The sequence below is a fragment of the Mucilaginibacter sp. genome (assembly GCF_025362475.1).
GTDB lineage: Bacteria > Bacteroidota > Bacteroidia > Sphingobacteriales > Sphingobacteriaceae > Mucilaginibacter.
Genome location: NZ_JANYGH010000034.1, coordinates 102,208 through 110,286, shown reverse-complemented (window position 1 = coordinate 110,286; position 8,079 = coordinate 102,208). Strand labels below are relative to the sequence as shown.

The 8,079-nt window shown below is 41.0% G+C and carries 9 protein-coding genes and 1 tRNA gene; 7 read left to right on the top strand and 3 right to left on the bottom strand.

The window, feature by feature from the left end; translation table 11 throughout:
- Positions 1-161: 161 nt before the first annotated feature.
- A tRNA-Ser gene (locus Q0R88_RS12575) sits at positions 162-249 on the bottom strand.
- A gap of 264 nt (positions 250-513) precedes the next feature.
- On the opposite strand from Q0R88_RS12575, the gene Q0R88_RS12570 reads away from it, so the two are divergent.
- From Q0R88_RS12570 to Q0R88_RS12550, 5 genes are all read left to right on the top strand, one after another.
- Positions 514-1,485 carry a polyprenyl synthetase family protein gene (locus tag Q0R88_RS12570; RefSeq protein ID WP_295716569.1) on the top strand — a complete coding sequence of 324 codons (972 nt, stop codon included), beginning with the start codon at positions 514-516 and terminating at the stop codon, positions 1,483-1,485.
- Positions 1,486-1,570: 85 nt separating this feature from the next.
- Positions 1,571-2,056: a group II truncated hemoglobin gene (locus Q0R88_RS12565; protein ID WP_295716567.1), complete on the top strand. Its 486-nt coding sequence runs from the start codon at positions 1,571-1,573 to the stop codon at positions 2,054-2,056.
- Positions 2,057-2,093: 37 nt separating this feature from the next.
- Complete coding sequence (cdaA, locus tag Q0R88_RS12560; RefSeq protein ID WP_295716566.1) at positions 2,094-2,885, top strand: diadenylate cyclase CdaA; 792 nt, start codon at positions 2,094-2,096, stop codon at positions 2,883-2,885.
- A 65-nt stretch (positions 2,886-2,950) separates the two neighbouring features.
- A complete protein-coding gene (locus Q0R88_RS12555) occupies positions 2,951-3,787 on the top strand; it encodes a sterol desaturase family protein (protein ID WP_295716565.1) in 837 nt (278 codons plus the stop codon).
- On the top strand, positions 3,784-4,233 hold the full coding sequence (locus Q0R88_RS12550) for a hypothetical protein (RefSeq protein WP_295716563.1): 450 nt from the start codon (positions 3,784-3,786) through the stop codon (positions 4,231-4,233). The genes Q0R88_RS12555 and Q0R88_RS12550 overlap by 4 nt, the downstream gene beginning before the upstream one ends.
- Here the strand turns inward: Q0R88_RS12550 and Q0R88_RS12545 are convergent.
- Positions 4,230-4,607, bottom strand: a complete 378-nt coding sequence (locus Q0R88_RS12545) for a hypothetical protein (protein ID WP_295716561.1) — start codon at positions 4,605-4,607, stop codon at positions 4,230-4,232. The genes Q0R88_RS12550 and Q0R88_RS12545 overlap by 4 nt on opposite strands.
- Positions 4,608-4,803: 196 nt before the next feature.
- On the opposite strand from Q0R88_RS12545, the gene frr reads away from it, so the two are divergent.
- Together frr and Q0R88_RS12535 are read left to right on the top strand one after the other, a co-directional pair.
- Positions 4,804-5,367: a ribosome recycling factor gene (gene frr, locus Q0R88_RS12540; protein WP_295716559.1), complete on the top strand. Its 564-nt coding sequence runs from the start codon at positions 4,804-4,806 to the stop codon at positions 5,365-5,367.
- 73 nt (positions 5,368-5,440) lie between these two features.
- Complete coding sequence (locus Q0R88_RS12535) at positions 5,441-7,198, top strand: ABC transporter ATP-binding protein (RefSeq protein WP_295716557.1); 1,758 nt, start codon at positions 5,441-5,443, stop codon at positions 7,196-7,198.
- Positions 7,199-7,330: 132 nt separating this feature from the next.
- Here the strand turns inward: Q0R88_RS12535 and Q0R88_RS12530 are convergent, their stop codons facing one another.
- A complete protein-coding gene (locus Q0R88_RS12530) occupies positions 7,331-8,056 on the bottom strand; it encodes a LytTR family DNA-binding domain-containing protein (protein WP_295716556.1) in 726 nt (241 codons plus the stop codon).
- Positions 8,057-8,079 lie beyond the last annotated feature (23 nt).

Genomic DNA, 8,079 nt, shown 5'->3' with positions numbered 1-8,079 from the left:
TATAAGCTTTTTGGTGACCTGTTGGTTTTTGACCTCGACAGGTCACCCAGAGGTCACCAGAAGTATGCGATTATTTGGTTTATTTTGACTTTTGATATAAACAGAAAACGCCGTAAATCATTCATTTACAGCGTTTTTGTTGTTTTTTAAAATATACTTAGCGGAGAGGGAGGGATTCGAACCCTCGATACCCTTTTGAAGTATACACACTTTCCAGGCGTGCTCTTTCGACCACTCAGACACCTCTCCGGATTGTTAAATGGATTGCAAAGGTAAAATATTATTGCATTTATAGGCAATAAAAAAGCGGGTACCTTTTTACAGGGCCCGCTCACACTAAAACTTTAACTCAACTTAATAAAATATGGCATTCATCTGTATTGACAATAAGTAACGCCAATGGTTTAATTTGAGTAAAAAATATATCGTGCCAATGCAGATAAATAATTTTAGCTTATGTTTGCCTCATATTGCCACAAGGCAGTTTTACACCTTAAAGCTTGTTTAGTTTAAATGCTGAGCATCAACGACATTAAGAAACCTATCGAAGCTGATATTGATGCGTTTGAGGAGAAGTTTAAGTCTTCTATGCAAAGTTCAGTGCCATTACTTGATCGCATTACTCATTACATTGTTAAACGTAAGGGCAAGCAGATCAGACCGATGTTTGTTTTTTTTGCTGCCAAAATTTGCGGGGGCATAAATGAATCAACGCACAGGGGCGCTGCTCTTGTTGAACTGTTGCATACCGCTTCGCTGGTACATGATGATGTAGTTGATAACTCCTATCAGCGCAGGGGCTTTTTCTCCATCAATGCCTTATGGAAAAATAAGATCGCCGTTTTGGTGGGGGATTATTTGCTATCAAAGGGCTTGCTGCTTTCTATAGAGAACAATGATTTTCAGTTGCTTAGGATTGTATCTGATGCCGTGAAGCAAATGAGCGAAGGCGAGCTGATGCAGATAGAAAAGGTACGCCGCATGGATATTGGCGAGCCGGTTTATTATGAGGTGATTCGTCAAAAAACGGCGTCGCTCATTGCATCCTGCTGTGCCTGTGGAGCTTCTTCTGCAGGGGCAAGTGATGAGGTGGTTGAAAAAATGCGCTTGTTTGGAGAGAAGATCGGCATAGCTTTCCAGATTAAAGATGATATGTTTGATTTTGGTACCGATGACGTAGGCAAGCCTTTGGGTATCGATATTAAGGAAAAGAAAGTTACGCTGCCGCTGATCTATTCGCTGGCAAATACCACATCTTCCGAAAAGAAAAGAATTATCAACCTGGTTAAGAATCATAATGATGATCCCGCTAAAATTGCCCAGATCATTAAGTTTGTGAACGAAACCGGTGGCTTACAGTATGCTGAAACCCAAATGAAAAAATACCAGGACGAGGCCTTTGCCATACTGAACACATTCCCCGAGAGTGATTCGCATAAAGCTTTGGAGCAGCTGGTACGCTTTACTACTGAGCGTAGTACATAAATAACAATCATTCATCTTATTTAAAATTTGTTGCGCATATCGGTTGATCTCATTTATCTTTATTATGAATTAACCAGACAAGGATATGGCAACTCATGATAAACACATTCCTACACTTTTTGAGTGGGCAGGTGGAATGAAGGTATTCGAAACGCTTTTTAATAAGTTTTACGATAAGGTTTTAGCCGATGAACTGCTGGAGCCTGTATTTAAACACATGTCGACCCATCACCGGCTGCATGTGGCGCATTTTGTAGCCGAAGTTTTAGGCGGCCCCAAGCTGTACAGCGCGGAGGAAGGGAGCCACTTCATTATGATAAGCAAACACTTGCAAAAATACCTTACAGAGGCGCATCGTAAACGCTGGATGGAGCTGTTGCTGCAAACTGCCGATGAGCTGCTGTTTCCTGATGATCCTGAATTTCGCTCGGCTTTTTTGGCCTATCTGGAGTGGGGCACCCGCATTGCGGTAATTAACTCAAAGCAGGATGAAGCAGCAGAAGCGATTGACGCGCCAATGCCGCGGTGGGGCTGGGGTGAAGTTGGCGGCCCGTATTTAGGCAACAAATAACTACTTCTTAACTTCCATAAACTTGTTAACTTCGTAAATGCATTCCTTTTTCCTCAACTTTCCAAAGATCACCGTATTCGATATAGTGGATGTGGTTTTGGTTGCCTTCATCATTTACCAACTCTATAATCTTATCAGGGGTACCATAGCGGCCAATATTTTTATTGGTTTCGCGGTGATATTTGCCATGAATTTGGTGGTTAATCAATTGCACATGAAATTGCTTACCGCCATATTGGGCAAGTTTGTTGATGTGGGGATCATTGCCGTTATAGTGGTTTTTCAGCAGGAGGTACGGCGTTTTTTGCTGCTCGTGGGTAAAAACGCGTCGTTACAGCGCAATAAAGCATGGTGGCAATATTTTTTTGGTAAAAAGGAAGTGGAGAAGAATAACTTCGCCCGTATAAAACCGATTATTGATGCCTGTAAAAGCATGAAGCAAACCCGTACCGGCGCGCTCATTGTGTTTGCTAAATATTACGATGAGCAGTTTTACCAAAACAGCTGCGAGGTGGTAGAGGCCAGGATTTCTAAACGCCTTTTGGAAAGTATCTTTCAAAAAACAAGTCCGCTGCATGATGGAGCTGTAGTGATATCTGAGAATAAAATTAAATCGGCAAGCTGCATTTTACCCCTTACCGAAAAAACAGATCTGCCTGCGCAGTTTGGGCTACGCCACCGCGCGGGTATAGGTGTAACGGAGGCTAACGAGGCAACAGCCATTATCATATCCGAAGAAACCGGCGAAATATCTTACGCCAAACAAGGGCGTGTAAAAATGAATATCAGCTTTGCCGAGTTGGAAAAAGTGCTGAATAAGGATTTTTAATATGGCATATAATCCTGGCTCAATAAGCGTTTAATATCAGGTAAATGGATATATAATTTAAAGCCATGTTTGATGATTTCCACATAGAGCAGTTAATCACCATATCGAACGTTTTACTTCGGCTGGCCTTTCGCTACCTGTTATTTGCCGGATCTTTTTACCTGGTGTTTTATGTTTGGAAGAACAAGGCCATCTGGCGCGCCAAAATTCAGCAACGTTATCCCGAAAATAAACACGTGATTCGCGAGATCGTGAACTCTTTTATTACCATCATTATTTTTGGCCTGGTGATCATGGGGGTTATTTTTGCCAGTAAGGCAGGTTATACCCGCATTTACCCCAGCATAAGCGATCGCAGCTATGGCTATTACATTTTCAGTATTGTGTTGATGATATTTATGCACGATACCTACTTTTACTGGACCCACCGTGCCATGCATTGGAAGCCACTATTTAAGCTGGTGCATAAAACCCATCACCTGTCAACAAACCCTACGCCATTCGCTGCATACGCGTTCCATCCTTTCGAGGCTGTTATTGAAATTGGTATAGTTCCATTGATAGCGTTCACCATACCCTATCATGGTACCGCTTTAACTTTGTTTTCGCTTTATTCTTTGTTGCTGAATGTTACCGGCCACCTGGGCTTTGAACTTTTTCCTAAAGGATTTGCCAGCCATAAGCTGTTTAAATGGCACAATACATCTACCCATCATAACATGCACCATCGCTTGGTTAAGTGCAACTACGGACTGTATTTTAACATCTGGGACAGGCTGATGAATACCAACCACCCAGATTATGAGAAAAGCTTTAACCAGGTGGTTGAAAAGCGTAAAGAAAAAAGTGAGCTCGGTATAGATGAGGCAAGTCCAGTTTTATATTCAGGCAAAAACTCTTGAAGCCGGTATTTAATTATTGCCTGAAGGTTTGGCTCACGTCGCTAATAATCGCACCTGTTTTGTGGTTGCTCCTCGCTTTTGTTTTAAATACCCGGGTACAATTCTCTTCTTCTCCTGTTTTGCTCATAGGTCAATTTTTAGCCTTCATGGCTTATATGATAGTTTTTGGAGCGATTGCTTCTATTCCGAGTTTTATTCTTCTTTATTTCTCCGCTTTTTTGCTAAGTAAGTGGGCGCGTAGTATGCATGTATTCAAATATATACTGTCATTTTTAGGCGTTTTATTTTCGTTGATCCCGCTGTTGATTGTAGCGTTATCAATCAAAAATCTTTCACCAGAAAATCTTGTGATGTGTTCTTCTTACCCGATGATGATTGTCGCCGGTATCTGGTATTTTAGATTGAACATAATCCTTGAAGTAGCAAAAACAGAAATTGTTAACTAAGGCCGTGGTTCGATCATCATATCCGGTTTAACAGTTCCAATTCTTTTGATCAACATATCATAATGCATACCCGGTTCATCAGTTTGTACTATCGGCATCCTGTCATTACTTGAAACCTTAGCTATTGGCATATTATATTTCATCTGCGTGGCGTCTGCAATAGCCGGTATGGTTTTGGTTATTTCCAGATCATTTAGCAAAGGCTGATTTAATTTTGGCAGTACAGGAGCTATTTTAAACAGATTGTCACCCGTTTTAGGTTTTAAATAGGGGCTCCAGTATTTTTTATTACCCAAAAGAGGCTGGTTTAAAGTTTGTGCCATTATGTGGCCCGCACAAGTGACCAGCATAATAAATAGGAATACTTTTTTCATGGCTGTAACAGGTTTATACTAATATAAATACAAATCGGCATTTCAAGTGTTAAAAAAAGTTATTTTGCATTTATTATCAAAAACATACGGATAATATTTACGTTAATTGGCAAACCTCAACCAGTACTAAGTGATTAATACATCCGGTGGCGGTAAAATGATAGATTTTATTATTTTTGTGAAAAATTAAAACCCGATGAGCGAACTCATTAAAAAACAAGTAACTGATGCAAAGGCATCCATGGATAGAGCCATTGATCATGCTGACAGCGAATTAAATAAAATACGTGCCGGTAAAGCCAATCCATCTATGCTGGATGATGTTATGGTTGATTACTATGGCACAGCAACGCCACTAAGCCAGGTTGGTAGCGTAAACACTCCTGATGCGCGTACTATTATAGTACAACCATGGGAAAAATCATTACTGCCACTTATTGAAAAAGCCATAAAAGAAGCTAATCTTGGCGTTAACCCACAAAATGATGGTATCATCATCCGTATCAACGTACCGCCTTTAACCGAAGAGCGTCGTCGTGACCTGGTTAAAAAAGCAAAAGCTGAAGCCGAAACCGGTAAAATAGCTGTTCGTAACATCCGTAAAGATGCCAACGAAAAAATCAAAAAATTAAAAACTGAAGGTGTATCTGAAGATGAGATAAAAGTAGGCGAAGCCGAAATTCAAAAACTGACCGATGCTTATATTATTAAGGTTGATCAGCTTTCAGAAGCCAAAGAAAAAGATATCATGACGGTTTAATATTAACCTTATGTCAAATTAAAAGGGAATGAGCTACTTAGCCATTCCCTTTTTTTATTTTTACTGCCGAAACATGAATATACTACTTTCTTATTTAAAAAAACACCGCTGGATAGTGGTTATGGCGCTATTTCTTGCGGCCATGAATATTGGATTTTCATTGCTTGATCCATGGATAACCGGTCGTATTGTTGATCGTGTTATTGAAAAACGCAGCAGCCTTCAGTATGAGCAGTACCTGCACCAGGTATTATTGCTGGTTGGCGCGGCTATTGGCGTAGCGATGGTATCGCGTATAGCAAAAAATTTCCAGGATTATTTTACCAACATTATTACCCAAAAGGTGGGTGCCGCCATGTATGCCGATGGTTTACGCCACTCACTTGAGCTGCCTTACCAGGTTTTTGAGGATCAGCGCAGCGGCGAAACGCTGGGCATATTGCAAAAGGTGAGGTTGGATTGCGAAAAGTTTATTACAGCCTTTATAAGCATATTGTTTGTATCCCTTATCGGGATGGTATTTGTTATCGTGTACTCGGTAAGTGTTAGCTACCAGGTAACGCTGGTTTATTTTGCAGCGATACCCATTATCACTTTTGTGAGCATGGCCATGAGCCGTAAGATTAAAACCATCCAAAAAAAGATAGTTTCTGAAACTACTGCCCTTGCAGGTTCAACTACCGAATCATTAAGGAATATAGAGCTGGTAAAAAGCCTTGGGCTTGCCAAACAGGAGATAGAAAGACTGAATAACACCACTTACAAGATCCTCGATCTGGAGTTAAAAAAAGTGAAATACGTACGTAGCATGAGCTTTGTGCAGGGTACAACGGTTAACTTTGTACGCAGTGTAATGGTGGTTGTATTATTGTTGCTGATATTCAAGACCACTATATCGCCGGGACAATATTTTAGCTTTTTGTTTTACTCATTCTTCCTGTTTAATCCATTGCAGGAGTTAGGTAACGTCATTCTTTCATGGCGCGAGGCAGAAGTTTCCTTAGGTAATTTTAAAGGGATATTAAGTACGCCTATCGATAAAAAGCCGGAGAGGCCTGTATTGCTTGAAAAAGTAAATACCCTAACCTTTAGCGATGTTACCTTTAAACACTTAACCGCCAACCGCAACGCGCTAAACCATATCAGTTTTGAAACTAATACCGGCGAAACTATCGCCTTTGTTGGTCCGTCGGGTTCCGGGAAAACTACGTTGGTGAAGTTACTGGTAGGTTTGTATCAACCGCTGGAAGGTGATATTTTATACAATAATATTTTAAGCAAGGAGATTGATCTTGATCAGCTGCGCGAGAAGATAGGCTTTGTTACACAGGATACGCAACTGTTTTCGGGCACAATCCGCGAGAACCTATTGTTTGTTAGGCCAAATGCTACTGATGAGGAGTGTATGAATGTATTGCAGCGTGCTGCCTGCCAAACATTGCTTGCCCGTGCTGATAAAGGTTTGAGTACAGTGATTGGTGAGGGTGGTGTAAAAGTATCCGGAGGAGAAAAGCAACGCCTTTCTATAGCCCGTGCACTGTTACGTAAGCCCGATATCCTGGTGTTTGATGAGGCTACTTCATCCCTGGATTCAATTACCGAAGAAGAGATCACAGAAACTATCCGCAATGTATCAGAACAGGAAAATCATATCACTATCCTGATTGCTCACCGCTTATCAACCATTATGCATGCCGATTGTATTTACGTACTTGAAAAAGGCCGTATAATTGAACAAGGCAGGCATCTTGACCTCATAGCTCAAAAAGGTCTTTACTACGCCATGTGGCGCCAGCAAATAGGCGAAAAGGTCACCGTGGAAGTGGAGTAGATTTTTTTTAACCGCGTCATTGCGAGGTACGAAGCAATCCCCAATTTAGCAGAGAGACTTTGCTAAGTTGGGGATTGTTTATTTTATGTCCGAGGCTAACCACCATAGTTCCCCCTTCAGGGGGTTAGGGGGCTAAACATTCTTATCATCTATAATCTTGAAAAATTCATCACGGTAAGTATCACCAACCGGGATAATCTTTTCACCTATCTGGATACGACTGCGCTCAATGCTGTCAATTTTATTGAGGGCTACGATGTATGATTTATGTACCCTTACAAAATGCTTTTCGGGCAGGGCATCTTCCATTTTTTTCATTCCCTGCAGGGTAATGATACGCTCGGCCGGGGTAAATATGGAAATGTAATCCTTCAGGCCTTCAATAAACAAAATATCGTGCAGGTAAACCTTTTGTATTTTATGCTCGGTTTTTACGAAAATGAAATCTGTAGAAAAATCATCCTGTTGCGCGGGTTCGGCCTGTATAACGGTTTTTGTTACCGGCTGTATAATGGTTTGCGCTTTTTGCACCGATTTAAAAAACCTGTCAAAAGCTATTGGCTTTAGCAGGTAATCCACTACATCAAGTTCATAACCTTCAAGCGCATACTGCGGATAGGCGGTGGTTAATATTACTTTGGCCTTACCGTTGGCAATTTTTAAAAACTGGATGCCGGTAAGCTCGGGCATTTGAACATCTAAAAAAACCAGGTCTGCTTCGCCCGCCTGTACCAGGGTAAGGGCCTCAATAGGATTGGTTGTGGCTTTCACCAATTGCAAAAAAGGCATTTTGGAAATATAGTCTTCCAATATATGCAGCGCTAAAGGCTCATCATCAACTACCAGGCATCTGATCATGCTGTAAAAATAAGTGTTAAAAT